The 23,559-nt window shown below is 51.4% G+C and carries 22 protein-coding genes; 11 read left to right on the top strand and 11 right to left on the bottom strand.

Annotated features, from left to right (window positions below; translation table 11 throughout):
* Positions 1–170 precede the first annotated feature (170 nt).
* The 3 genes from V8F51_RS13725 to hmpA all read left to right on the top strand — a co-directional run bounded on the left by V8F51_RS13725 (position 171) and on the right by hmpA (position 3,890).
* Positions 171–962 carry a tyrosine-protein phosphatase gene (locus V8F51_RS13725; RefSeq protein WP_337100837.1) on the top strand — a complete coding sequence of 264 codons (792 nt, stop codon included), beginning with the start codon at positions 171–173 and terminating at the stop codon, positions 960–962.
* A gap of 367 nt (positions 963–1,329) precedes the next feature.
* Positions 1,330–2,523 carry a nucleotidyltransferase domain-containing protein gene (locus tag V8F51_RS13720; RefSeq protein ID WP_337100836.1) on the top strand — a complete coding sequence of 398 codons (1,194 nt, stop codon included), beginning with the start codon at positions 1,330–1,332 and terminating at the stop codon, positions 2,521–2,523.
* Positions 2,524–2,657: 134 nt separating this feature from the next.
* The gene (gene hmpA / locus V8F51_RS13715) at positions 2,658–3,890 is read left to right on the top strand and encodes an NO-inducible flavohemoprotein (protein ID WP_337100835.1); all 1,233 of its coding nucleotides are present in this window, start codon (positions 2,658–2,660) and stop codon (positions 3,888–3,890) included.
* On the opposite strand, the gene V8F51_RS13710 is transcribed toward hmpA, so the two are convergent.
* On the bottom strand, positions 3,839–4,381 hold the full coding sequence (locus V8F51_RS13710; RefSeq protein ID WP_337100834.1) for a Crp/Fnr family transcriptional regulator: 543 nt from the start codon (positions 4,379–4,381) through the stop codon (positions 3,839–3,841). The two genes, hmpA and V8F51_RS13710, sit on opposite strands and share 52 nt — an antisense overlap.
* Positions 4,382–4,536: 155 nt before the next feature.
* Between V8F51_RS13710 and V8F51_RS13705 the strand changes: the two genes are divergently transcribed.
* Complete coding sequence (locus V8F51_RS13705) at positions 4,537–5,025, top strand: hypothetical protein (RefSeq protein WP_337100833.1); 489 nt, start codon at positions 4,537–4,539, stop codon at positions 5,023–5,025.
* A 2-nt stretch (positions 5,026–5,027) separates the two neighbouring features.
* Here V8F51_RS13705 and V8F51_RS13700 read toward each other — a convergent pair whose 3' ends face one another.
* Both V8F51_RS13700 and V8F51_RS13695 read right to left on the bottom strand, forming a co-directional pair.
* Positions 5,028–7,328, bottom strand: coding sequence for an ATP-dependent DNA helicase (locus V8F51_RS13700; RefSeq protein WP_337100832.1), 2,301 nt, complete (start codon positions 7,326–7,328; stop codon positions 5,028–5,030).
* A gap of 106 nt (positions 7,329–7,434) precedes the next feature.
* The gene (locus tag V8F51_RS13695; protein WP_337100831.1) at positions 7,435–7,800 is read right to left on the bottom strand and encodes a hypothetical protein; all 366 of its coding nucleotides are present in this window, start codon (positions 7,798–7,800) and stop codon (positions 7,435–7,437) included.
* A gap of 266 nt (positions 7,801–8,066) precedes the next feature.
* Here V8F51_RS13695 and V8F51_RS13690 point away from each other — a divergent pair, with 266 nt between their 5' ends.
* Entirely contained in the window at positions 8,067–9,092 is a 1,026-nt protein-coding gene (locus V8F51_RS13690) for a GGDEF domain-containing protein (RefSeq protein WP_337100830.1), read from the top strand.
* 4 nt (positions 9,093–9,096) lie between these two features.
* Here the strand turns inward: V8F51_RS13690 and V8F51_RS13685 are convergent, their stop codons facing one another.
* The 3 genes from V8F51_RS13685 to V8F51_RS13675 form a co-directional block, all read right to left on the bottom strand.
* Complete coding sequence (locus tag V8F51_RS13685; protein ID WP_337100829.1) at positions 9,097–10,473, bottom strand: serine/threonine protein kinase; 1,377 nt, start codon at positions 10,471–10,473, stop codon at positions 9,097–9,099.
* Between the two features lie 104 nt (positions 10,474–10,577).
* Positions 10,578–11,465 (bottom strand): PP2C family protein-serine/threonine phosphatase, encoded by an 888-nt coding sequence (locus V8F51_RS13680; protein WP_337100828.1) that lies wholly within the window; start codon positions 11,463–11,465, stop codon positions 10,578–10,580.
* The gene (locus V8F51_RS13675) at positions 11,456–11,878 is read right to left on the bottom strand and encodes a hypothetical protein (RefSeq protein WP_337100827.1); all 423 of its coding nucleotides are present in this window, start codon (positions 11,876–11,878) and stop codon (positions 11,456–11,458) included. Before V8F51_RS13675 ends, V8F51_RS13680 begins: the two co-directional genes overlap by 10 nt.
* Positions 11,879–12,027: 149 nt before the next feature.
* Here V8F51_RS13675 and V8F51_RS13670 point away from each other — a divergent pair, with 149 nt between their 5' ends.
* The 3 genes from V8F51_RS13670 (at position 12,028) to V8F51_RS13660 (ending at position 14,255) form a co-directional block, all read left to right on the top strand.
* Positions 12,028–12,282, top strand: coding sequence for a ribbon-helix-helix domain-containing protein (locus tag V8F51_RS13670; RefSeq protein ID WP_337100826.1), 255 nt, complete (start codon positions 12,028–12,030; stop codon positions 12,280–12,282).
* A 5-nt stretch (positions 12,283–12,287) separates the two neighbouring features.
* Positions 12,288–13,427 (top strand): DNA polymerase III subunit beta, encoded by a 1,140-nt coding sequence (gene dnaN, locus V8F51_RS13665; RefSeq protein ID WP_337100825.1) that lies wholly within the window; start codon positions 12,288–12,290, stop codon positions 13,425–13,427.
* A 90-nt stretch (positions 13,428–13,517) separates the two neighbouring features.
* The gene (locus V8F51_RS13660) at positions 13,518–14,255 is read left to right on the top strand and encodes a Bax inhibitor-1/YccA family protein (RefSeq protein ID WP_337100824.1); all 738 of its coding nucleotides are present in this window, start codon (positions 13,518–13,520) and stop codon (positions 14,253–14,255) included.
* A 586-nt stretch (positions 14,256–14,841) separates the two neighbouring features.
* Here V8F51_RS13660 and V8F51_RS13655 read toward each other — a convergent pair.
* The 3 genes from V8F51_RS13655 to V8F51_RS13645 form a co-directional block, all read right to left on the bottom strand.
* The gene (locus V8F51_RS13655; protein ID WP_337100823.1) at positions 14,842–16,167 is read right to left on the bottom strand and encodes an ABC transporter substrate-binding protein; all 1,326 of its coding nucleotides are present in this window, start codon (positions 16,165–16,167) and stop codon (positions 14,842–14,844) included.
* Positions 16,168–16,305: 138 nt separating this feature from the next.
* The gene (locus V8F51_RS13650) at positions 16,306–17,139 is read right to left on the bottom strand and encodes a carbohydrate ABC transporter permease (RefSeq protein WP_337100822.1); all 834 of its coding nucleotides are present in this window, start codon (positions 17,137–17,139) and stop codon (positions 16,306–16,308) included.
* Positions 17,139–18,035 (bottom strand): carbohydrate ABC transporter permease, encoded by an 897-nt coding sequence (locus V8F51_RS13645; RefSeq protein WP_337100821.1) that lies wholly within the window; start codon positions 18,033–18,035, stop codon positions 17,139–17,141. The genes V8F51_RS13650 and V8F51_RS13645 overlap by 1 nt, the downstream gene beginning before the upstream one ends.
* Positions 18,036–18,244: 209 nt before the next feature.
* Here V8F51_RS13645 and V8F51_RS13640 point away from each other — a divergent pair, with 209 nt between their 5' ends.
* Both V8F51_RS13640 and V8F51_RS13635 read left to right on the top strand, forming a co-directional pair.
* Positions 18,245–20,125, top strand: coding sequence for a cache domain-containing sensor histidine kinase (locus tag V8F51_RS13640; protein ID WP_337100820.1), 1,881 nt, complete (start codon positions 18,245–18,247; stop codon positions 20,123–20,125).
* Positions 20,126–20,128: 3 nt separating this feature from the next.
* Positions 20,129–21,772 (top strand): response regulator, encoded by a 1,644-nt coding sequence (locus tag V8F51_RS13635; RefSeq protein WP_337100819.1) that lies wholly within the window; start codon positions 20,129–20,131, stop codon positions 21,770–21,772.
* Between the two features lie 350 nt (positions 21,773–22,122).
* Here the strand turns inward: V8F51_RS13635 and V8F51_RS13630 are convergent, their stop codons facing one another.
* Both V8F51_RS13630 and V8F51_RS13625 read right to left on the bottom strand, forming a co-directional pair.
* Positions 22,123–22,353, bottom strand: coding sequence for a cold-shock protein (locus V8F51_RS13630; RefSeq protein WP_337100818.1), 231 nt, complete (start codon positions 22,351–22,353; stop codon positions 22,123–22,125).
* A 174-nt stretch (positions 22,354–22,527) separates the two neighbouring features.
* On the bottom strand, positions 22,528–23,160 hold the full coding sequence (locus tag V8F51_RS13625) for a hypothetical protein (protein WP_337100817.1): 633 nt from the start codon (positions 23,158–23,160) through the stop codon (positions 22,528–22,530).
* A gap of 231 nt (positions 23,161–23,391) precedes the next feature.
* Between V8F51_RS13625 and V8F51_RS13620 the strand changes: the two genes are divergently transcribed.
* A complete protein-coding gene (locus V8F51_RS13620) occupies positions 23,392–23,523 on the top strand; it encodes a DUF4023 family protein (RefSeq protein ID WP_337100816.1) in 132 nt (43 codons plus the stop codon).
* Positions 23,524–23,559 lie beyond the last annotated feature (36 nt).

Genomic DNA, 23,559 nt, shown 5'->3' with positions numbered 1-23,559 from the left:
ACTTTACCATCCGATGAAAACGATGTCAACCACAAAATTACAGCTCCTGTCCCTTTACAAAACCTTCGCATGCCAATGATTTTAAGTTAACATTCAACTTGTATTCTAGTTGCGTACCAGTTATGTTAACGAAAGAAACGGGTTTAGATGAAGGGAGCTTATACGAACAAATGACGACGACAACGAAGCAAGTTAACGATTCCAATGTAAACGTTCTGCCTTTCCAAGGCGTACTTAACTTCCGCGACATGGGCGGATACGAGACGATTGACGGGCGCAAGGTGAAGCGCGGGCTGCTCTTCCGCTCGGCCGAGCTGACAGGCATGACGGAGAGCGATCGCGAGTTGTTCGCCTCGCTGGGCATTAAAACCGTCTTCGATTACCGCGACGACAAGGAAGCCGAGCTTAAGCCGGACCCTCTCTTCGACAACGTAGCCAACGTTCGCGTTCCCGCGATGAACCAGCCTCATAATACAGGCGATATTCGCGAGATGCTGAAGTCCGATCTGTTCCGCAACATGTCCGTCGAGACGTTCGCCGACATGTATGTGCAGATGGCCATCGACAATGCCTCCTTCAAGAAGCTGATGTCGCTCCTCCAGGAATCGGAGAGTCTCGGACTGCTGCACCACTGCGCAGCCGGACGCGACCGTACCGGCATCGGCAGCGCCTTCATTCTGCTTGCTCTCGGCGTCGACCGCGAGACGATTATTGAAGACTATCTGATCTCGAACGTCACGCTAGTCTCGATGAACGAGAAGATGAAAGAGCAGCTGGCTGGGCTGCTCGACGAGGAGCAAATGGAGCGCTTGTCAGCGATGTTCCAGCTTCGCCGCGAGTTCATGGAAGCCGTATTCGGCGCTATCGATACGAAGTACGGCGACACGAACAGCTTCCTGGAGCAAGAGTTCGGCCTCGATGCCGATAAGCGCTCAGCGCTCCAAGATCGCTGCCTGGAGTAGGCGGTCTCAAATTATAACGTAAAGGACCTTCTGCTTCCACTGTAAAGTGGGGCTGCGGTCCTTTTTCGATTGTCCATTTCCTATTCGGGATATGAATGGATTTTGTGCAGTCAAATGGCCGGAAACGATACGATATCAAAGTTTGATTGGATTTTGTACAGCCTAATGGACGGAGGAACCCTGCTGAGGGGCTAAAATGCCGGTTTTGACTGTATGTTTTCCACTCAGAAGTCGCTTAACAGGCGATTGGAGCAGATTAGACTGTACGAAATACAGGCAAAAACATTATGTCGGCAGGAGAGGCCGGGAAACTTATTCCGCCTACCGAAAGCGAACCAACAACTCCTTTTAAACCATTCTTTATCGGATGAACGTTGCCGGCCTCCTATATACTTTGGGTGATCCCCATCTTCTGCAAGCCGTTAAAGGAGGCGTGAATGTCATGGTAAACGTGTTCGATGTTGCCCAAACGCTCATTCAGCATATACAAACCCGCTTTAAAGACGATGTAGCCTTGGTCGCGTATTACGGCTCATATGCGCAAGGAACGGCTACTTCCCGCTCCGACCTCGACTTCTTCTTCATTCCAGCAACTCCACATGGTTTCGGCGCAGGGCTCTCGTTCCTATGCGGCGGCATCAGCTTCGACTTTTGGCCCATCGGCTGGGAGCGAGCGGAGCGGATGGCCGCTTTCGAAGAATCGAATACGTCCATCATTGCCGACTGCAAGCTGCTGTACGTCCGTTCGGATGCCGATCTTGCCCGCTTCGAGCATCTCCGCAAGCGAATTTCCGAAACCGGCAAGCCATCGCTTGCCCTTCTAGAGAAAACGGAAAATCATTTGCGAGACGCATACATTCATCTATACCAAATGTCTCTGCTCCATACCCATCTAATCCGTGATCTGACGCTGATCCGAACGGAGGCGCACGGTGTTCTGACCCATGTGCTTTATGGCCTCGCTCTGCTTAACGGCACCTACTTCTCGAAAGGCTGGGGCAAAAACGCAGAACAAATCAACCAATTTCAACTGAAACCAGCTAAGCTTAATGAACAAATGCACACTATTAAGCAGGCAAGCGAGTCAACGAAAATAAAAGAGGCATGCGAGCAGCTTGTGCAAGATATGCTGGAACTGTTGAACGCCCAAAAGGCGCTTTATGCAGCCGGACCTGACTACGAAGGCCGTATGAAAGGATTTTACGAGGAAATCAGAGGGCAATTCGACAAGCTGTTAACGGCTTGCGAGGCAAACGATTATACGACAGCTTTTTTCTGGTCCATCGGCGCCCAGGATGAGATCGCGCGTTTCCTCTATTTTACGAAGAATGGCTTTTGGCCAAGCGCCGTGCTCGCCACCGCGGACTACATGCATGAATATATCGCTGCCGGATTGCCTGATCTGCCTAAGCTGCTCGCTCCGGATCGATTAGCCGAGCTGCGGGACATGATTCAGCTCCTTGATGAGCGGCTGCGCTCCCTTCTCCAGTCGCATGCCGTACCTATCACCGAATTTGAGACGCCTCAGCAGCTAAAGCAGTTTCTAGGCCGACGCGTTTAGCTCCAACTCGGCGTTCCGTCACAAATCGTTGCTTTTTGCTGTGTTTTCAATCACATATATAACTTCCTGCGATTGTTTATACTAAGGCTGCATCAACACAACTATTCGTATAAACCTCCAGGAGGGGATATTACATGTTAAGCAACAACACAGTAGCTATTATCAAATCAACCGTTCCGGTTCTCGAAGTGCACGGTCTTGCCATTACGAAGCGTTTCTATGAAATGCTGTTTACAAGCCATCCCGAGCTGCTTCATATTTTCAATCATGCGAACCAGAAGCAAGGAAGACAGCAAACGGCGCTTGCCAATACGGTGTATGCGGCCGCTCTGCATATTGACAGGCTGCCCGACATTCTGCCCGTGGTCAAACAAATCGCGCATAAGCACCGCAGCTTGGGCGTGAAGGCGGAGCATTATCCGATTGTCGGCCATCATTTACTGCAGGCGATCAAGGATGTCCTTGGCGACGCTGCGACGGATGACATTTTGCAGGCTTGGGGTGAAGCTTACGGTGTCATTGCCGATGTCTTCATTAGCGTTGAAGCCGAAATGTACGAGGAGGCAAAGCGTCAGTCCGGAGGCTGGGACGGCTGGAGAGCATTCACCGTTGAGCGAAAAGTAGAGGAAAGCGACGTTATTGACTCCTTTTACCTCGTTCCGCAGGATGGGGGAGCGCTTGCCGCTTACGAAGCTGGGCAATATATAAGCATTAAATTGGAAATTCCCGGCGAGACGTACACGCACATCCGTCAATACACTTTATCCGATGCGCCTGGCAACCCTTATTATCGCATTACCGTCAAACGCGAAAATACGCTGCAAGACCGACCGGCCGGCATCGTATCCGTCTATCTGCACGAACAGCTGCGGCAAGGCGATACGGTATGGCTGTCGGCGCCGGCCGGGGAATTCACGCTGAATAAGGAAGACGAACGGCCGCTTGTCCTGCTCAGCGGAGGTGTCGGCATTACGCCAATGCTTAGCATGCTCCGGACAGCTCTTGAACGACAGCCCGGGCGCGATATTACATTTATCCATGCCGCGCAGAACGGGGATGTGCATGCCATGAGGCAAGAGGTTGAAGCGCTGCATAAGAAACACGATAAACTCAAAGTCTATTATGCGTACAATCAGCCGACCTTGCGCGACAGGGAACAGCACGCTTTCCATAAAGAAGGACATGTGGATCTGGCATGGCTGCAAACGATCGTCGCTTCGCCGGATTCGAGCTTCTACTTCTGCGGTCCCGTCCCTTTCATGAAGACGGTGTACGGCATGTTGAACGAATGGGGAGTCGCTGCGGACGACATCCGCTACGAGTTTTTCGGGCCCTCCGACAGCCTCGCCTCGAAATCGGAGGCTTGAGCGCGAAGCAGCCGGTTGACCGTCTCGCGGCGCAAGCCGATCAATTGACCGATCTCGTCCTGCGTCAGGACGTCCGTTAGCGAAGATGCGCCGATATATTGACGGAACCATTGCTGCAGCTTGATCAGCTTGTCCACCGGCTTCACCTGCGCCAATTGATCAATACGCTGCTGCATCATGCGAAGCTTGCTTTGAAGAAGCAAAGCGACCTCCTGGTATTTCTCCGGACTGCGACCCAGCTCCTCATACCATTCGCGCGGCGCAAGCGTCACCACCTCGCTCGTAACGAGCGCGATCGCCGTGCCGTGGTAGGGCATCGGGCTTATCAAGGAATGGTGGGGGATCGTTTCATTCGGCGTAATAATATTGACGAGAAGCGGACTGCCGTCCTCATGCGTTCGGACGATCTTGAGCATGCCGCTGCGAAGATGGTAGAGCGATCCCGTCTCCCCTTGGCGAAACAATATTTCGCCTTTATGCAGCAGAAGCATTTCGCCACCCCCTTTTTTTTGTTAATGTATACCATATTACGCCGTCCATCTCTATGGCCGGCGTTTTTTTGTGTTATAATACTTGTTGCTGCGCTTTCGTTACGTAAGCGCGGAAGCTATTATTATCAGCAAAAAGAAAGAAGGATCCAATTATAATGACCATCAAGTCCGTAGCTATCTGCGTCTATATTGTTCTGATCTACTGGATCTCGATGCATGTTCCGATTATGCATACCTTGTTTTTCCCTACACTTGGCGCTTTCAGCCTGTTGTTCATATCGAAGCCTTTCAAGAAGGATATCGTCGGAAAAGTCGCCTTAGGCGCCATAACCGCATCGCTGATCGGCTCGCTGTGCATGCACTTCAGCACTGGCGTTCTGTCGATACTGCTGAATACGGTAGCCGTGATGTGGCTGATCCGCAAGTTCAAATGGAACGCTCCGCCTATACTGGCCGTGTCCTTTATTCCCTTCTTCACCCAGCCGTCCACGATATGGATAACACCGTTGTCCGTAGCGGTGTCGCTGCTCGGATTGCTGCTCTTCCTATACACTGCCGTTCGTCTGGAGCGCAAGTTCGGTGAAGCCCCGCTGTTCATCCGCCGCAGTACGGAACAAGAGTCGCCAGAGCGCGCAGCGATGTAACTTTAACGCCTCCACTCCTCCGGCAACAAGCGGTTGTAATGAGGCTGCAAGTAACGGTCGTCAATAAGCATCAGCGTACCGCGATCGGTCTCCGAACGAATGAGGCGTCCGCCTGCTTGCAGCACCTTGTTCATACCGGGAAAGACGTAAGCATAGTCATAGCCGCTCTTGCCCTGCTCATTGAAGTAATCGCGAATCATATTCCGCTCTAAGCCTAACTGCGGCAGACCCACGCCAACCACGACGACGCCGACCAACCGGTCTCCCGCCAAATCAACGCCTTCGGAGAACACGCCTCCCATGACCGCAAAGCCGATCAATGATCGTTCCTTGCCCCCTTGGAAGCTGTTCAGGAACTGATCCCGCTCCTCCTCGGACATATCCTTCTGCTGCAGCAGCACCTCAGCCTTCAACTCATCCTCTTCCCTCATCGGCCAGCTCTCCATAAAGGTCTGATGCACCGCATTCATATACGCGTAAGAGGGAAAGAATATGAAGTAGTTGCCAGGCTTCTCCGCAACCAACAGCGCAAGCTGACGAGCAATCGGCGCATACGAATCATCGCGATCCTGATAACGGGTCGACACCGGCTTCACGATTACTTCCAGCTGTTCCTTATCGAACGGTGAAGCGACGGCCAGCGTATAATCCTTCTCCCCCGCCCCAAGCATGTCCATATAATAAGATACCGGAGACAGCGTTGCCGAAAAATAAATATGAGACCGATACCCTTTGCCCATCAATTGCAGCATTTGCGAAGGATCGAGGCAGAACAGCTTCACGCGAAGCTCGTTCTTCGTGAGTTCCGTCAACGTCACATATTTATCGTCGTAATGCTTAGCGGTACGAATGAAGTTTTGTGCGGCAAAATAGGTGTCGAGCAGCAGCTCGCTTACGCTTTGCCCTCCGGCAAGCAACCGTTCCGCCGCGGCGGCGAACGTTTCTACAAGCGCTACAAGCTCCGACGGAAGCAGCTTCTCTACAAGCTGCGGCGAATCCTCTCTCCCCTTGCGAAGCGCAATGAAATAATCATTTACCGCCTTGGCTGCTTTGTAGCCTGCCTGATCCGTTCCCTTCAACTCTCGCTGCAGCGCAAGGAACGCCGACTTCACCAGCTCGGCTGAGTACATCTCGCGCGCCCGGTCCACTAGATTATGCGCCTCGTCGACAAGCAGCGCCGTCTTGCGCTTCTGCTCATTATATTGCCGCTTGAACGAAATACGCGGATCAAAAATATAATTGTAGTCGCAAATGACCGCATCGGCCGCGTAAGCGACATCCAGCGAGAACTCGAATGGACATACCCGGTGCGTCTGCGCATATCGCTCGATAATCGAACGCGTGATGACCGTCTCATTAGCGAGTATATCAAGCACCGCCCCATTGATCCGGTCATAGTAGCCGTCCGCGAATGGACAATGCTCCTTCTCGCAGCGCACTTCGTCCTGAAAACACACTTTATCCTTTGCCGTTATCGTAACCGTATGCATCCGCAGACCCTGCTCATCCATCAGCAGCAGCGCATCCTCAGCTGCCTTCCTCGTCGTTGTGCGAGCCGTCAGGTAATAGAAGCGCTGAAGCATACCGGCTCCAATCGCCTTGACTGCCGGGAACGTCGTGGAGATCGTCTTGCCGATGCCTGTCGGCGCTCTGGCGAACAGCCGCACACCCTCATCGATAGACTTATAGACCGCACCGGCTAGCTTGCGCTGTCCCGCACGATACGTCCCGAAAGGAAAGGCGAGCGATTCAATGCTCGCATCGCGCTCAGCTGCATGTCGAACACGAAGCAATGCATACGGAATATATTGCTGCACGACTTCCTCTACGAACCGTTCCAGTTCCTCGAAGGCGACCATACGATCGAATTGCTGCAGTCTATCGCTCTGCGTATGCACATAGGTGAGCTGCACCCGCATCTGAGGCAATTGCTCATCCTTGGCATACATATAGGCGTAGAACATCGCTTGCGCCCAGTGCACCGGATAAGAGTGCTCGGTTATAAGGTCCAGGTCACCGGATGTTGACTTAATCTCATCTATCGTGATAGCAGGCTCGGTCGCAAGCAGCCCGTCGCATCGGCCATCCACCGCAATGACGAGGCCTTCCGCCTCGATGTCCGCCTTCAAATATACTTCCTTACGGTCAAGCTCACCGTACTGCTGCTGAATCCGCTGATGCGCTTTCGTTCCTTCATGCATCGCATCCACCGCATTCAGCTTCACATCGATGCTGCCGCTAAGATAGACATATTCGACCAGATGCCTTACCGATATCGCGATCGTACTCGGTTTGTCTGACATGACTTAGCTCCCCGACTCCTCCAAGAACATTTGTTCCTCTATTGTATCATGTTCAGTGGCAGCAGACACAAAGAAAAAGGCGTCCTACACGGACGCCTTCTCCCTTCTACTCCTCCGTCTCTTCCTCGGGATGCAGCCCGACGCCATTCAGCAGATCGGTTCCGTGGAAATCCTGCTCCGGCGAAGCCGGGTCTACCGGGCTGTTCATTGCGATGTCGTCGGCATCCGGCACGGCAGCCATCTCAGCCGAGATCTCCTCGGGCGTGTCTGCCTCTTCATCCCCTTCACCCGAGATGATGGCGCTGGATACACCCGCCTCGCTATCCGGATATCTTCGCAACAGCTCGTCCGTCGCGTCCAGCACGGCGCTCGTCTGCTCCTCGTCCGCAAACAGTCCAAAAGCCGGATCGATATCCCGCTCCGTCACAAGATCGTTGTGCTCACGATCCGTATGCTCCTCATTCCAATACATATCTATCGCCTCCGCTTAAATATCCGTTATCCTTCATAGATTTCCCCGAAGCGGCATTATTCTAACCAAACTTACTTTTGAAGGGAAAACTGTCGAATAATAAAGGAATCGTTGCCTGCTCCGTAGAACATTGCAGGTACGATATTGATAACCGGTCTTTCATTATTTCACCCTTTAGAAATGAGGATGTTATGTCTCTACCCATCTACCGAACAATGCGTACTCCACAAAAATGGAATCGCGGAATATTAAACTTATTTTGGGCCATGTCTACGATTATTCTTGGCTCGATGCTCCTTATCCATTATGTGCTGTCACCGCATGTTCCTTTCTTAATGCCGGTGAACTATTTGTTTAACGGCATGCTCGTACCTAACGCGATTTTTCTGCTGCTTGTGCTTGCGCTGGAAATTGTCTACCGCAGATGGCCGAACGGAATGGAGCTTGCGACGGTCATTTCATCCATATTAACCTCGCACTCGTACTTCTACTTTATCCATGACAGCTACGATACTTTACCTATCATTCTTATATTCCCGTTGCTTATCTCAATGATGTATTTCAAGAAACGTTATTTGTTCATAACATTAGCGATGTGTCTGATGGCCATGGCAACCCTCTACGTTCAACCCGGCCGTTTTGTGAGGGAGGAGGATCTCATCGAGATCATTATAGTCGGGAGTATCCTGTTCTGCGCGGCAATGACAGGCCTTGGCGTTATCCATCGCAGCCACGCGCTCGTCGAAAGGCTTGATCAATCGATTCAGTCCGAACAAGAGCTTCTTATCCAAACGATCGTTATGGAGAGAATGACGAAGATAGACCCCCTAACCGGACTGCATAATCACAAGTCGTTTCATGAGTATTTTGCACAATTGCTCGATCAATATAACCGAAGTCCGTTTCCGCTCCAGCTTGCGATCCTCGACATCGACAATTTTAAGCAGGTCAATGACACCTACGGGCACTGGGTCGGAGATATTGCACTCAAGCAGGTTGCCGCTTGCATCTCCAAGCACATTACCGCCAATGCCTTCGCTGCCAGATATGGCGGCGAGGAATTCGTCGTGCTATTATGCGAGACGAGTGAGGCGGAAGCGTACGCTTCCATTGAACGTCTTCGCAAATCGATTGCGCTTATGTCTGTAGCGGAGATGAACCGTCCCGTCACCGTAAGTGTCGGCATGCATGCCGTTTCGCCGGGCGAGACGAAGGCCTACTGTTTTCAACAAGCTGACCATGCCTTATACGAATCCAAAAATAAAGGCAAAAACCGAACGACCGTACAATAGCGGACTATTCCGGTCCAAGGCTCTCAATGAGAGTCACCGCATCTCCTCTCTCCAGCTTCGTGCCTGCGATCGGGTACTGATCGACTATCATTCCTAACGCAATGGACTCGCTATAGCGGTATTCTACTTGGTAAGTCACGTTCCCGATTCTAAGATCTCGGACAGCAGATTCGCTGCTATGACCAATATAAGCGGGTACGCGAAATCCCCGATTGAGCAAAAGCAGGGAGGACAGGATAACGATCATAAGCAGCAGCCCGCCGCCGCCAGCGAAACGCATCCATTTTGGAACGGCGCGGCGCCGAGCAAGCGAAGCGCGTACCTGCTGCTTCATAGATCGTGATGGCTGGGTGGGCGACCGCGGAGGCTGAAGCAACTTCGTAGGAGGCCGCTTGTTGCGAGGGGACGTGCTTCGTTCTTTTCTGCCCGCTTCAAGCGCAGCTTGAAAGGATTGCAGCGATTGGAAGCGATCGGAGGCGTGTACGGAAAGTGCCTTCATCAGCACCGCTTCCTCATGAGGATGAATGATCGCGTGAAGCCGCAAAGGAGGGACAAGCGATTCCCGGTCCAGCCTATCCAGTGATTCCGGCGGAATCCGACCTGTGATTGCTCGATATAAAGTTGCCGCTACCGCATACAGATCGGTCCACGGACCTTGCTTTCCTTTCGTTCGATACTGCTCCTCTGGCGCGTAACCCGGCTTTAAGACGACCGATAGGCTATGCTCGCCCGCCACCTGCCTTGCAGCCCCGAAATCAAGCAGCTTTACTTGGCCGTTCGTTGTTATATAAATGTTTTCCGGGCTAATATCCCGATGCAGCATGTGATGCGCATGCAGCTCCTGCAACACATCCATGATCGGGCGCATAATGCCAATTGCGATAACAAACGGTACGCGTCCGCCCTGCATTTTCAGAAACTCCTTGAACGTCTGCCCCTCCAAATAATACATGACCAAATACGCCGTTCCATTTTCCTTGAAAAAGTCGCGAACCGTCACTACGCCGGGATGCGGTCCTAACTTGAACACCCGCCTCGCTTCCTCTAGAAACTGATCAAGCCCATACGCATACCGTTGCTGCGCCTCCCCCGAATACACGTTAATAAGAGGCTGATTGAGACTTCTCGTCGCCAGCTCGCGAGGCAAATATTCCTTAACCGCCAGCTTCGCCTCGAGACTGAGATCCCATGCCAAATAGGTAATGCCGAAGCCGCCTTGCCCTAGCACCTTGCCGATCAAATAACGGCCGTTCAGAATCGTACCCGGCATCAAATGCCACGGAGCGCTTGACTGCGTGCCTCCCGCATAACCGCAGGAAGGACATACTGCCGTCCGGTCCATCCGTTCCATGCACCCTAAGCAAATGCGATCATCTCTCATCCCTATGCCCGCCTTTTTAGTGCCAAGTCATGTAGAAGCTCCGAAAGGCTGATATGTATGTACCGATTGTACCGATACCGTATAAGAGTGGAACGATAACATTTCTATATTTTCAAAATAGCGACGGTTGCATTATCTTGATACGGACGCCCCTCTTCAATTACCTTCTGCACCATATATTCTGCTGCCAGCTGCGACGGAAGCCTCGCCGCTTCACTCATCAGCAGCTCCGTCAGCCCGTCATAGAAGCCATCGCTGCATAACAAGATCCAATCCTCCGGCTGCAGGCGAAATGGCGTCCAATTACGATCAAGCTCCCGCAGCTCCGGGATACCGAGATAACTCGTCAGCAGCATCCGCTCCGGATGCGTATCCGCTTCTTCACGGGTCATAAAGCCGGCTTTGACGAGCTCTTCCAGCCGCTTTGCGTAGATATGGTCCTGCGTAAGCGCCCTTAACGTACCTTCACGATACAGGTATATTCGGCTATCGCCGGCCGAAGTCCAATACAGCCGGTCTTCCGACACAACAACCGCAATAAGCGTCGTCCCTACGCCCCATTCAAGTCCATGCTCTATCGCCAGCTCATATACATCGCGGTTAGCCGCGTGAATCGCCCGCTCTAGCGCTTGCGGAATGCTCTCTTCGTCCGCTTTGTTCCTATAAGCTTGAAGCATCGATTGCACAGCCAGCTGCCCCGCCTCGCCTCCCATTGCAAGCCCGCCCATGCCGTCGGCGAGTACGGCCAATACGCCGCGCCTGCGAATCGCTTCTCTGTCGTGAAGCTCGGAGAAGCAGTAGGAATCCTGCTGCTCCTCCCGTTCTCCGATATGCTGGGCGATTCCCGAAGCAACCTTTAATCGCACATCGCTGCGTGCGGACTCGGACTCGGCCTGCGCTTCATCGATGTTCGAACGGCCTCCTGACAGCAGCCCTACAATAAGGATCATAAATATAAGGCTGCATCCAATCATCAACCACATCACAACCATGAAATCACCTTGAACAATAAGGAAATCGCGCCTATGCCAAGTCCGGTAAGCGAAGTGAATATTCCAACTCTCGCTAAGCCTGGTCGCTGTGAATCGATGCCTTTGAAGCCGAGCAACAGTCCAATAATTCCGCACACGATGCTTAGCAGCCACGTCCACCAAAATACGATGCTGCATATGCCGAGTATCATCGATGCAAGGGCATGACCGTTCAATTGGCGGTAACCTCTCGGTTTACCCGGCCGATACGGATTGTAATACGGGTAACGATTGCTCATGCGCTCACCCTCTCCGGCCACTATTATACTCATCCATATGGATAGGACTTTCGTTTTATGCCAACCGCCGGGCAACGCCCAAAAAGGCTTGCCGATGCGGAAGTTGTCCCGTTTCAGCAAACCTTTTGCATCCATTAACATGACTTCATTAGATTGTGTGAAAAAGCGCTAATCGCTAGCTTGCGTTGAAAATATTGCCAATCGCAACTTAGCATGGTAAAGTTAAGTTAATTGGTATTTGAAATAGGTTACCTTAATCAAACACAGTAAGGAGCTTAATCCCTATGCCCGCGAAAAAAATAAAGCTCGGCATTCCCGAGCACGAAGGACAGCTATCGATCATGTTCTCGCAGGGCGGACCCCGTACCGGCGCCGGCCGCAAAGGCATTGGTGAAACAAGAAAAATATCGTTAACACTGCCTTCGTCAGCATGGGAGCAGATCGAATCCCAATGCGAGAAGGACGGACGCTCACGATCAGAAGTGCTACGAAACATGATTGAAGCTTACTTGTCCGATCAGCAAACGGGAGAACAGTGAGCGCGATGCGAGTTGAGATTGCGAGACACGACCTCCATTACGCCTTGCAGCATGTAGCGGCAGCACTGCTTTCAAGGCCCGTTCAGCCTATTCTCACAGGCATCAAGCTGCAAGCCGATATGCGCCAGTTCACATTGACCTGTACCAAACTAACGATGACACTGCAATATCAATTGCTCTCATCCTCCAATTCGCTTGAGGTTACGCAAGCAGGAAGCACCGTCGTTCCCGCACGTTACTTCATCGATATTGTCCGTAGCTTGCCAGAAGGCATAGTCTCGCTCGAGTTAATCGAGAATACCATCTTGCACGTCCAAGCGGGCCAATCTAACTACAGGCTCGCAACGATGAATGCTGATGAATTTCCGGAGTCCAATCATGGCGAAGCGCGATCATCTTTTCTAATCAACAACGGGGAACTGCAAGCGATTGTGAAGCAGGTCGCTTTCGCCGCCTCTGCATCGGAAGTACGCCCTGTTCTGAACGGCGTCTCCATGTCTGTACGCGAGGATGGCAGCAAGCTGAAGCTACTGGCAACAGACGGCGTTCGGCTCGCATCCCGCTCCTCGCGGCTTCACGCGGATGACAGCGACAGCATGCCTTCAGCTGTCGTCGTTGAAGCTAAACATTTGCTCGATTATTCGAAAATGCTAGCCGACAGCGCCGGCGACACCCAGATCAGCTTCAGCGAGCACGGTGTTCGTTTCGCCACAAGCAGCTTCAGCATGCAGACGTCGCTTATTCCCGGCCAATTCCCGCCGACCGACAAACTGCTGCCGTCCGCCTTCTCTACAGCGACAGCGATCATGCTGGATACCACTCCTTTCGCGCAAGCGGTCGGGCGAGTATCGCTGCTGGCAGGCAATATGCACATTATCGGACTCCGTATTGGGGAAGATGATGCAGAATTGTTCGCCGCTTCGCCTGACATCGGCGATGTGACGGAAGCTGTGACGTTTGCGGAGAGATCGGGCGAGGCGATTACGGTATTTTTTAACGGGAAATATATGAAAGAAATCGTTGACGCTATTGATAGCGAGCAAATGTACGTACGCCTCACAGGAAGAGAGAAACCGATCATTATTGAAACTACGCACGGACACGATACGTATTACATTCTTACTCCGATCCGAAGCGCCTATTGAAGCCGCAGTGAAACAAATAGTCATTGCTAGTGGATGAGCATCATAGGATGTGATAGAATCGGTACAAAATGACAATGAGGTGAATTACCCATGTTAGGAAGAAGCGGTAATCCGACATTAAGAGATCATACGTTTGATCGGCACGGAAATTCGTTGAATGACGCGATGACGATCAACGGAACGGTCAATAAAGCGTTCATTACTCTCGCATTAATGCTTGGCGGGGCGTTCTCGACGTGGAACATGTATTTCAACGGCCAGAACGTCATGGGCTACATGATTGGCGGCGTTATTATCGGACTTGTAATGGCGCTTATCATAAGTTTCGTCCCTAGGACAGCACCGTACTTAGTACCGGTCTACGCCATAGCGGAAGGACTTTTCCTCGGCGCCCTGTCGGCTAATTACGAATCGCTATACAACGGCATAACGATGCAGGCAGCACTGCTGACGATGTGTGTATTCGTAGCGTTGCTCCTCGCATACAAGACAAGACTCATTAGAGCGACGGAAAACTTCAAGCTTGGCGTATTCGCCGCTACAGCAGGCGTTGCCCTTCTTTACCTGGTAAGCTTCGTGCTCGGACTCTTCGGCATCAGCGTACCTTTCCTGCACAGCAACGGCCTGATCGGCATCGGCATCTCGCTCGTTATCGTCGTCATCGCAGCGCTTAATCTCGTGCTTGATTTCGACTTCATCGAGAACGGCGCGCAGCGCGGCGCTCCGAAGTACATGGAATGGTACGGCGCGTTCGGCCTGATGGTCACGCTCGTATGGCTGTACATCGAGATGCTCCGCCTGCTCTCCAAAATCTTCAGCCGCGACTAACCTCTGTCGCAGCCGCATAGCAGCAAACAAAGAAGAAGCTATCCCGCGCCGGGATAGCTTCTTCTTTGCTTGGCGTGGTGGCAATGGCAACCTGACTGCCGTGATTTGAGAAATAACTAGAATTCCTCCTGTTAAACTGAACGACATTATGCCATTTCGCTCCATAACGGGAATTACTCCTGTTATTTGTCACATATTCCAACCTCTCTCCCTATGCACGGGAAAGTAACAGGAGGTTTTCCAGTTAATCGTGCGAATTCTCCGTTTAGCAAGAAATTAACGGGACTATTTCCAGCTATTTCGGCATCAGGCATGAACCGACCTGGGTTGGATCAAGCTGGATAATCCCTCTTATTTCCGCTCAAAAGAGCGATATTCAATGAATAGGATGGTTTACACAGCTTATCCTACTCATTCTATGTCAAATGATAACCCCCTCAGATAATTCCAAGATTATAAGATAGGAATTTCATCCTATTCATTCTTTAGCGATTAATTTCTTCAATTAACTATCCCAACGCGCACAAGAAAAGCTCCGACCTTGCAGCCTGAGCCGCGTGATCGGAGCTTTCCGTCTTACTCGCTATTATTTCTTCACGATATCCTGTACCGCTTTGTCAAGCTTCGAGAGCAGCTCGTCGCCCGAGATTTGCTTGCCGAGGTACTCCTGCATCGCCGCGCCCCATTGCTGCGTGATGCCATCCGGGAAGCGGTCCCAGTTCCAAGTTTTCACTTGCGATGGGTTTGCATTCGCGAATACTGCGAAGTCGCCGCCGATGCTTCCGATCGCTTCTGGGTTAGGCTCGATCGAAGATAGTGCAGGTACGAATTTGAAATCTGTCGCGATATACTTTTTGCCTGTTTCCGAAGTAACCATCCAGTTCAAGAATGCTTTCGCTTCTTCTACGTTAGCGGATTTGTTGTTCACGATCCAGTTGTTCGGAACGCCTGTGAACACGTTCGGCGTATCAAGAAGAGGTACAGGCATCATGCCCAGGTTCATACCCGGTGTTACTTCGTCGATCATGCCTTGAATCCAGTTGCCGTGTTGGATCATCGCATATTTGCCAGCCGCGAATTCAGCAACTTGCGTGTTGTAGTCCGTCGTCAGAGCGTTCTTCTGTCCGTTCGCGAACATAATGTCTACGAGGCGTACCCATTGCTTCATCGTGGCGTCGTCTTTCAATGTTTTCGTGCCGGCTTTCACTTCTTCAATGAAGGCAGCAGGGTCAGCTTGGTTAGCCAGCGCGATGTTCAGCGTATGGATACCCATCGACCACCACTCGTTCGTCAAGGCAAAAGGTGTAATGCCTGCGTCTTGGAGCTTCTTCGCAGCAGCTTCCAGCTCGTCAAGCGTCTTAGGAAGCTCCGTGATGCCAGCTTTAGCGAACAAATCTTTGTTGTACGTGAAGCCGTAAGCTTCAAGGTTCATCGGCATGCCGAGCAGCTTGCCGTCACGCGAAATTTGCGGTTTCGAAGCTTCTACCAGATCCTTCGCCCACGCTTCGTTGCTAAGATCCGTAGCACGATCTACGTAAGGGTCGAAGCCTGCCCAGCCGCTGGAGTTGAAGATTTCCGGCTCTTCGCCAGCCGCCAGCTCAGCTTTCAGCAATGCGCTGTAATCCTCGCCGCCGCCGTGCGTCTCTACGTCAACCTTAACGCCTGTCTCTTTCTCGTATTCCTCAGCCATCTTGTTAAGCGCTTCCGCAATTTCCACTTTGAACTGGAAGATCTTAATGGTGACATCCTTCTTAGGCGCCTCTGTTTGTGCAGCTTCAGTCGGTTTGTCCGTTGCTTTCGTACCGCCGTTATTTGCCCCTTTGTTATTGCCGTTATTGCCGTTGTTGCCCCCGCACGCAGCCAGTACGATCACCATAACCGCGACGAGCATAAGGAAAGATAATTTCTTCATCTTACATGACCTCCCGCAACTTTATTATTTAACAATTAAAGCCTTTTCTTGTTTACATCGTCATTATAGTTGTGCAACAAACTAGCACAACACCGAATTTATTGAACAAATAGGTGTAATATTTTGATTATTTACGCATTACCCTTTAACAGAACCCGCTGTTATGCCTTCGATAATGTGTTTTTGCAGGAAAAGGAAGAATGCAATGACCGGGAGCGTGCTGAGCGTCAGCGCCGCCATCGCCAAATCCCACTTGCGCAAGTATTGGCCAAAAAACTTCTGTACGGCGAGTGGAATCGTCGTCATATTATCGTTAATGACTAGCATCGGCAATAAGTAATCGTTCCAAATCCATAGTACGTTCAAAATAATAACGGTAACCGAGATCGGCTTCAAGAGCGGGAACACGATTCTCCAGAAAACGCCGTACGGGGAGCAGCCGTCCATGACCGCAGCCTCTTCGATCTCCAGCGGCACCGACTTCACGAAGCCGTGATATAGAAACATGGAGAGCGATATACCGAAGCCCATATAGCAAATGACGATCCCGTGAAAATGTCCCCGAAGCTCCAGCCAAGACGTAACCCGCATGAGCGGAAGCATAACCGACTGGAACGGTATGATCATTGCGGCAATCAAAGCTGTAAGCAACAGCTTATTGAATGTCGTCGGCCTGCGTACGAGCCGGTAAGCCATCATCGAGCTGATGACGACCAGCGTCAGCACGCTGACTGAAGTCACCAGGAATGAATTCATGAATACGCGCGGAAATTCAACGGCTTCCCAAGCTCTCTGAAAGTTGATGAAGCTTATGCTCTCGGGCAAGGATGAAGCATTGAGCAGAATATCGCCCAACTTCTTGAACGAATTGACGATCAAGAAGTAGAACGGAGCAATGAACAGTAATGCGAGTAAAATACCGATGATCTCTGTGACGAACAGGAGCGGTGTATACTTTTGTCTCGTTTCCATCAGGCTTCCACCTCCTGCTTCTTCGTAATCCACACTTGCGTAACGGTGATGATCGCGACACCGAGGAAGAAGATCATCGCTTTCGCCGTACCAAGTCCGTATCTGCTATAACCAAGCGCTTCGCGGTAAATATTAAGCGCGATCGATTCTGTTGCATTGCCAGGTCCTCCCGAAGTGAGCGACAAGTTCAGATCGAACATTTTGAACGCATTCGATGTCGTGAGGAACAAGCAGATCGTAATCGCGGGCATAATAAGCGGGATCGTCACCGAACGAAGCATCTGGAACATACCTGCGCCGTCGATCTTCGCAGCTTCGATCAAATCCTTCGGCACGCCGATCATCGCAGCGATATAGATAATCATCATATAACCGGCCGTCTGCCAGACGAACACGATAACGATGCCCCAGAAGGCTGTATTCGGTGTTCCGAGCCATTGCAGATTGAAGAATCCGATGCCCGTCGCCTCGCCGATCGCGGCGAAGCCCCTAACAAAAATGAAATACCAGATGTAACCGAGCAGCAATCCGCCTATTACATTGGGCAGGAAGAAGATCGTCCGCAGCACATTGCGGCTCTTCAGGTTGCGGCTTAGCATAAGCGCCAATAGAAAAGCGGTCAGGTTCGTAATGAGCACACCGGCAATCGTGAACTTGAGCGTGAACAGGAATGCATCCCAGAACCTCTCGTCCTCCGTGAAAATCTTCGTAAGATTACGCATACCGGTCCATTTGGCGTCGCCTATATTAATGCCGTCCCATTCGGTAAACATATAATAAAAACCCATTACAAACGGCGCGAGCACAATCAGAATGAAAGCAATGAGGCCTGGACCGACGAATACGGTCTGCTGCGCCCATTCGCTCCATCTTTTTCGAGTGAATCCTTTGGACATCGCGATCTAGTCCCCTTTCTCTGTCTTCGTGTGTTGCCTTACCCACATCCAAAGTATAAAACCACGCTCCCTATGCGGACTACCGAGGATGATGATAACGTTGGTGGAATATATTGACCATCCTTGGCTCAATCGGTTACTGTGTATCCACAAGGTGAAACGGCAAATGCCGTGAGCGACGAGCGCCTATCAGCGGGAGGAATAGCGACTTGAAACCTGTAAAACCGTTCAATACGATACGAAACAAGCTCATGCTGCTACTGCTGGCGGCTACCATTTTACCTATCGCAACATCCATGATTATTTCCTATAACGCCACGACGGGCTCGATCACAGAAGAAGCGATTTCCAAAAACAAGCAGTTGCTCTCTCTAGGGAAAACGAACATTATGAACTACATGAGCAACATCAACCAGAAGTCGCTGGCCGTATACAACTCCATGAATGTGCCTCGCTCGCTGTATTATATTTTGGAGCGCAGCCTGGAGGATGAGGTATTTCCGAACGACTTGACGGATGTCATCAATAACCGCAACCTGCTTAAGGATCATTTGTACAGCATCTACCAAAGCGTAAGCGAATTCAATAAAGTTCGGCTCTATGTCGTCAAGCAAAACGCGACTTATTTGCTCTGGAACGACGATATCAGAGTCGGCGAAAATGACAAGGACACACTGGCTGACACGGTCAAAAAGGCAACCATTGAGGCCACTCACCAAAGCCATAATTACGGACTTAACGTCAAGTCCGGCGCTAATGACGAGATGGTATTTACGCTGCACCGCCCGATCTTCCGCGCGCCAAGCGAGGAGCTGCTTGCCGAGTTGTCTATCGATGTGCGCCTCACGGTGCTCGAAGACCTGAACCGCCAGCTGTACGACAGCGGCAAAGAGGATTTCTATATCGTGGATATGAAAGGGCAGATCGTTCTCGCCTCCAACCAAGAAGAGATCGGCGGCAAGCTCGACCATGCTTGGATGGACAGCGTCTATAGTTCCAGTGAGGACAGCGGACATTTCGACTGGACGGAGCAATCGTTCGAAGGAATGATTTTCTACGATCGGATCAAGACACCGTACATGGATTGGTACCTCGTCAAGCAGACGCCGTACAGTCATCTATACAGCGCTGCCGACCGCGTCGCACGAATTAACATTTGGGTTGGCGCCGCTTTTCTAGCCATCGTCGTTATTGCCACGCTATTCATTTCGATAACGTTCACGAAGCCGCTCTTGCGGTTGATCGGATATGTGAACAAGATCGAGACCGGCAACCTGAATGTCTCGATCGACATTCAAAGCAATGACGAGATCGGCCTGCTTGCCCGCCGCTTCCGCTCGATGATGCAGACGATCAACAACTTGATTTTGGCGGAATATCGACTGGAGCTCGCCAACAAGACGAACCAGCTCAAGGCGCTGCAGGCGCAGGTTAATCCGCATTTTCTCTATAACGCGCTGCAATCGATTGGAACGGTCTCGCTTCAGCACGGCGATCACAAGGCCTACTCCCTCATTACTTCGCTTGGCAAAATGATGCGTTACCACATGAATACGATGGATTCAATCGTCGAGCTTAACCGCGAGCTGCAATATGCGCAGGCTTATCTCGATCTGCAGAAGCAGCGGTTCGATACAGCGCTTGGCATTCGGTTGCAAGTCGATGACAATACGCGCCGCATTCTTGTGCCGAAGATGATTCTACAGCCGTTGCTCGAGAACTTCTTCAAGCACGGCTTTGCGGGAGCGGATTCACCAAGCGAGCTGACAATCGCAAGCTGGCTGAACGAGGATAGCAGCCAGTTAACCATTCGCGTTCTAGACAACGGCATCGGCATATCGGATGAACGGCTCGCCGAACTCCGATATGAGCTGGATAAGCCGCTGTCTTATGGAATGCTGCAATCGCAAGCTCCAGCATCGCAGGAATCCGCTTCCGCATCGTCCCAAGAGGCTGGCGGCATCGGGCTTCAGAACGTGCTGTCTAGGCTGCGGCTGCACTTCCATCCGTCCGCGGCTATCGAGGTGGAGCAGGTTCGACCGCACGGCTTTTCCGTTACGATTCATATTCCGCTGGGCGAAGGAGAATGAGCCATGAAGGCTTTGATCATCGATGATGAGAAACATGTAAGAGAAGCGATACGGCTCCTTGTCCCTTGGGATACGTTCCAGATCGATACGCTGCTCGAAGCTCAAGACGGGCAAAACGCAATTGAGCTGATCGAGAAAGAGAAGCCGGAGATCATCTTCACCGATATGATGATGCCGAATATGGACGGCACGAAGCTGCTGGAATGGGCCGCCAAGCATGCGCCGTCCAGCAAAATCATCGTCATTAGCGGCCATGACGACTTCAGCTTCGTCCGTACAACGGTGAAATACGGCGGCATCGACTATATCCTGAAGCCGATCGATGCCGAGCAGCTCACGTCCGCGCTCGCGACGGCGATTCAAAGCTGGAAGCGCGAGGAGAAGGAGCTCAGCCGCAGCCTCCATATGAATATGGAGCTGAATCAGCTCAAGCCGATCTTCTTGGAGCAATATTTTTCAACATTAATCAGCGAGCCCGGCAATCACCCGGCATTCGCCGAGACGATGGAGCAGGAGCTTGGCCTTACGTTGCCGATGCCGCATACACGCATCGCGGTTGTCAGTCTTGAACTGTCTCCTCCGGCTGTCAGAGCCAAGTTCGCCGCCGGGCTGGACCTGCTTTTCTTCGCGCTGACGAATATATGCAATGAGTTTCTTCGCGACAAAGGGCTCGGCTACGCGTTCCGTTATCGCGGAAATGAGATGGAGATGGCGCTGCTGCTATGGGGTGAAGCGAAGAATGCGCCTGAGCTGTTGGGCGAGATTAACGAGGCTATCTTCAAAGCGCTTAAGACGCGTTTCGTCTTCGGCATCGGATTGCCAACCGCTTTTCCAAACGACGCAGCTGCGTCCTATCAACAAGCGAAGCTCGCTTTGCAGCGGCGCAACCTGCTCGGCAGCGGCTCGGAGCTTCACTTCTACGAGCCAAGCACTGCCCATGCCGCTAAGAACCCGCTGCTTATGTGGAGCGAGCATGAGGAGCGAATTCGCTTCGCTGTTCAGAGCGGACAGCAGGAGCAGATCCGCCGCGCCATGCAGCCGTGGTTCGATGCGCTTGATCAGAGCGGCTGTATTTCACTGGAGCAGCTAGGCCAGTGGCGTCAACAATTCGAGCTGGCCAAATCCATGTGGGAAACGCATGATGACGGGACGACAGTTGAGAAAAATGCAGGCATGCGTACAAGCAACGCTTACCCATTACCGGTAACCCAGCTTGGCCAATTCGATTATGAACAATGGAAGCACTCTGTATTCGATGAAGCATGCCAGTCTGCGAAGCGCATCGCCGAACGGGACAAGGAAAGCGGCGTTATTTACGACATTGCCAAATATATCGAGCAGCATGTGCATTCGGATATTACGCTGCAAGAGATCGCAAGCCGTTTCTTCTTGAGTAGGGAGTATATTTCGCGGAAGTTTAAGCAGGAGATGAACGAGAACATCTCGGACTTCATCGCCAAATGTCGCATTAAGCGGGCGAAGGAGCTGCTCGCGAACGGACAGCTTCGCATCACGCAGATCGCCGAGCAGGTCGGCTTCCAAGACGAGAAATATTTCAGCAAGGTGTTCAAGAAATGGACAGACTGCTCGCCGAACGATTACCGCAAGCGGCATTACGGCGAGGACGGCGGGAGCGGAGGAAAGTAAACAACGGGGTTCAGGGAATGTTCCCCCTCTCGATGCCCGCCCGACAATGAGGAAATGCTTCTCAATACGGACACCAGCAACACTTCTACATCGAAAACGCAAATTTTCGCAATGTTGCGGACCATAGAGACCTTAATGGCTTTAATCACACCATTATCCAACTAATTCGCATGAACTTGTAGCATTTAGAGCCGCTACAGTCCGCTATTCTCATCAATTAGCTCTACTTGCGCTTTTATCGACTATATGGTCCGTAACCAATAGACGTACAAAATAAAAAAGGAGATCAAAGCAGACGGCGCTGATGCCCGCTACTTGATCTCCAGCCTTTAATTAAATCACGACAATCACTACGTAATTGCCGTTCCTTTTTTCAACGATTTCATGTCGGCATTCGTGTTGACTAGCGTAGGCAGCATCTTCATGCCGCTTACCATCGGTGCGTGGCAGAATGTGCAATTTGGAACGTGGTCAAACGCAAAGTTATCCCGCATCCAACTGTTGCAGCCCTCCGTCTCGCAAGTCCAAACCTTCGTGTTTTCCTCCGGCACTTCTTCGGCCGGTTTTTTACGATTATACATAGTCAGCCTCCTCCGCACAAAAAAGGAAAAACTGCCTCTATCGCGCGCGCTTAGGGGCAGTTATCGTTTATGTACATCTGTAGTATTTGTAATTGGGTTTCATGTCTGACGACTATTCATATCGTACCATATTGACCAAGCAAAGGCAAATGATTACCAGCTCTTCAGCTCATATTATTCGCTTCCATAATATGCAAACAGTGTCTCGATCGGCTTAAAATACAGATGTCCATCCTCCCACGGCTGAAAGTGCAAATCCATTCGCGAATCACCCCAGTTGCTTGGCGTACCTGACGTACCGAGCTTGCCCGGCAGTTCCGGCTGCTCCACTACCGCGGGAAATTCCTGATAACCGAACAATAAGTTCTCGTGCATAGCGATTATTTCATATTTCGGTCCATGGAAAGCTTGTTCCTCTTGCAGCTGGTAGTGGTAATAAATATAGCTGGCAGCCATCTCCGGTTTCAAGTGCGCGACGCGCCCGACGCGGCGTTCAACCGCTTCCTTGCGCAGCCAGTGCTCACGGCTTGCCGGCGCGTTAAAGTGAAACACATCAATCATCGGAACCCACTTTCGCTTGGCCGCTTGTCCCGGCCAATCCTCCAGGAGCTCCGTCGCCTCCGGCATAAGGACATCCGCCTCTAGGGGCTCATTCATACATTCCGCGTATACGAATAAATGATTTCCCCACCTGAATGCCGCACCCGTCATAAGCTGACCGCTGCGTACGAGCTGCTGCATCGTCTCGCCACAGGTTTCTATGATTGCATCCCGCTTCAACTGTGCCCTCGCTATTACTCTATGCATCGTCTGCCCAAGCCCCTTCCGCCTATTCCCATCTATTTATACCAAAAAACCCGCGCCCATAATACTGACTGAATAATGAGCCTGATGGACCAATATGATGCAGTTCTTACGACACGAAATAATAATAAGGGAATGTTTACATCTCGCGCAATTATAATTTATTTTTGGATAAGATAAGCAAGCGGAACGCGCAAGATACCTGTACGAGGCAAATACGAGGAGGTGACGCGGATGGAAAGCACGAAGGAATTTGTAGACAAGGTGCATGATACACAGCGCAAGGCTGAACGAAATAAGCGGCGAAACGGCCAAGGCTCGCCAGCCAACAATCTTGGCAACAAGCAGCACAGCACGAATAAATAACTACAGCAAATAACTAACCGGAACGTTTCTGCGTTC

Source organism: Paenibacillus sp. YIM B09110 (assembly GCF_037167145.1).
Lineage (GTDB): Bacteria > Bacillota > Bacilli > Paenibacillales > Paenibacillaceae > Pristimantibacillus.
The sequence above is the reverse complement of the archived record's forward strand: the minus strand, read 5'-3'. Positions and strand labels throughout refer to the sequence as shown.

Coding starts and splice junctions, on each gene's coding strand:
- V8F51_RS13725 (WP_337100837.1), top strand. CDS start 171: ATGACGACGACAACGAAGCAAGTTAACGATTCCAATGTAAACGTTCTG.
- V8F51_RS13720 (WP_337100836.1), top strand. CDS start 1,330: ATGAACGTTGCCGGCCTCCTATATACTTTGGGTGATCCCCATCTTCTG.
- hmpA (WP_337100835.1), top strand. CDS start 2,658: ATGTTAAGCAACAACACAGTAGCTATTATCAAATCAACCGTTCCGGTT.
- V8F51_RS13710 (WP_337100834.1), bottom strand. CDS start 4,381: ATGCTTCTGCTGCATAAAGGCGAAATATTGTTTCGCCAAGGGGAGACG.
- V8F51_RS13705 (WP_337100833.1), top strand. CDS start 4,537: ATGACCATCAAGTCCGTAGCTATCTGCGTCTATATTGTTCTGATCTAC.
- V8F51_RS13700 (WP_337100832.1), bottom strand. CDS start 7,328: ATGTCAGACAAACCGAGTACGATCGCGATATCGGTAAGGCATCTGGTC.
- V8F51_RS13695 (WP_337100831.1), bottom strand. CDS start 7,800: ATGTATTGGAATGAGGAGCATACGGATCGTGAGCACAACGATCTTGTG.
- V8F51_RS13690 (WP_337100830.1), top strand. CDS start 8,067: ATGTCTACGATTATTCTTGGCTCGATGCTCCTTATCCATTATGTGCTG.
- V8F51_RS13685 (WP_337100829.1), bottom strand. CDS start 10,473: ATGAGAGATGATCGCATTTGCTTAGGGTGCATGGAACGGATGGACCGG.
- V8F51_RS13680 (WP_337100828.1), bottom strand. CDS start 11,465: ATGGTTGTGATGTGGTTGATGATTGGATGCAGCCTTATATTTATGATC.
- V8F51_RS13675 (WP_337100827.1), bottom strand. CDS start 11,878: ATGGATGCAAAAGGTTTGCTGAAACGGGACAACTTCCGCATCGGCAAG.
- V8F51_RS13670 (WP_337100826.1), top strand. CDS start 12,028: ATGCCCGCGAAAAAAATAAAGCTCGGCATTCCCGAGCACGAAGGACAG.
- dnaN (WP_337100825.1), top strand. CDS start 12,288: ATGCGAGTTGAGATTGCGAGACACGACCTCCATTACGCCTTGCAGCAT.
- V8F51_RS13660 (WP_337100824.1), top strand. CDS start 13,518: ATGTTAGGAAGAAGCGGTAATCCGACATTAAGAGATCATACGTTTGAT.
- V8F51_RS13655 (WP_337100823.1), bottom strand. CDS start 16,167: ATGAAGAAATTATCTTTCCTTATGCTCGTCGCGGTTATGGTGATCGTA.
- V8F51_RS13650 (WP_337100822.1), bottom strand. CDS start 17,139: ATGGAAACGAGACAAAAGTATACACCGCTCCTGTTCGTCACAGAGATC.
- V8F51_RS13645 (WP_337100821.1), bottom strand. CDS start 18,035: ATGTCCAAAGGATTCACTCGAAAAAGATGGAGCGAATGGGCGCAGCAG.
- V8F51_RS13635 (WP_337100819.1), top strand. CDS start 20,129: ATGAAGGCTTTGATCATCGATGATGAGAAACATGTAAGAGAAGCGATA.
- V8F51_RS13630 (WP_337100818.1), bottom strand. CDS start 22,353: ATGTATAATCGTAAAAAACCGGCCGAAGAAGTGCCGGAGGAAAACACG.
- V8F51_RS13625 (WP_337100817.1), bottom strand. CDS start 23,160: ATGCATAGAGTAATAGCGAGGGCACAGTTGAAGCGGGATGCAATCATA.
- V8F51_RS13620 (WP_337100816.1), top strand. CDS start 23,392: ATGGAAAGCACGAAGGAATTTGTAGACAAGGTGCATGATACACAGCGC.